At 72.6% G+C, this 1,253-nt stretch carries 1 protein-coding gene; it reads left to right on the top strand.

Translation table 11 applies throughout. From position 1 onward, the window contains the following. Nucleotides 1-1,253: non-ribosomal peptide synthetase (locus tag SGA01_RS40740; RefSeq protein ID WP_141303472.1), on the top strand; the 1,253-nt coding region annotated here is incomplete at both ends.

Genomic DNA, 1,253 nt, shown 5'->3' with positions numbered 1-1,253 from the left:
GACCTGCAACTTCTGCTTCGACGTGTTCACCTGGGAGTGCTGGGGCGCCCTCACGTCGGGCGCCGCGCTGGCCGTCGTGACCAAGGAAGCGCTCGTCGACACCCCGCTCCTGGCGTCCACCCTCCGCGCCCACGACGTCACCACCATGTGGCTGACGGCCCCGCTCTTCAACCACCACGTCTCGGAGGCCCCGGACCTGGTCGCCGGGATGAAGACGGTGATGTACGGCGGTGACGCCGTCGAGCGCTCGGTCGCCGACGCCCTCCTCGCCGGGCCGTACGCGCCGGAGAACCTCGTCAACGGCTACGGCCCCACCGAGGCCGCCGTGTTCGCGACCTGCTACGTCGTCGACCCGGCGGGGCCGCAGATCACCTCCATGCCGATCGGCCGGCCCATCGCGAACACCGAGGCCCTCGTGATGGACCGCTTCGGCGGCCTCGCGCCCGTCGGTGTCCCCGGGGAGCTGTGGATCGGCGGCCCCGGCGTCGCCCGCGGCTACTGGAACCGGCCCGAGCTCACCGAGGAGCGCTTCGTCCCGCACCCCTTCGCGCAGGAAACCGAGGAGCCGGGGGCCCGCGTCTACCGGACCGGTGACCTGGTGCGCTGGCTCCCGGACGGCAACATCGAGTTCCTCGGCCGCATCGACCAGCAGGTGAAGCTGCGCGGCCTGCGCATCGAGCTCGGCGAGATCGAGTCCGCGCTCGCCGCCCACGAGGACGTCGCCAACGTCACCGTCGTCGTCCGCGAGGACACCCCCGGCGAGAAGCACCTCGTCGGCTACTGCGTCCCCGTCGTCGGCCGGGTCCTGACCGTCGCCGCCCTGCGGGCGCGGCTCCGCGAGAGCCTGCCCGACTACATGGTCCCCAACTGGTTCGTCTTCCTCGACGCGCTGCCCCTGACCCCGAACGGCAAGGTCGACCGCCGCGCGCTGCCCGCCCCCGACGGCGCGGGCCAGGCCGCCGACAGCGAGTACACCGCCCCGCGCAACGAGACCGAGCAGGTCATCGCCGACATCTGGCGCGATGTCCTCGGCCTCGACCGGGTCGGTGTCGACGACGACTTCTTCCTGCTCGGCGGGCACTCCCTGCACGCCGTCCGGATGGTCTCGCGGGTGGCGAAGCGCCTGAACGTCGAGCTGACCGTCCGCGACATGTTCAACGCCCCGACGGTCGCGCTGCTCGCGGACGCCCTCACCCACGGGGACGGCGGCGTCGCCGTACCCCTGCTCCCCCGCCAGGACGGATCCACCGTCC

This window comes from Streptomyces gardneri (assembly GCF_006539185.1).
Lineage (GTDB): Bacteria > Actinomycetota > Actinomycetes > Streptomycetales > Streptomycetaceae > Streptomyces > Streptomyces gardneri.
Note: the sequence above shows the minus strand (reverse complement) of the source record. Positions and strands in the feature narration are given on the sequence as shown.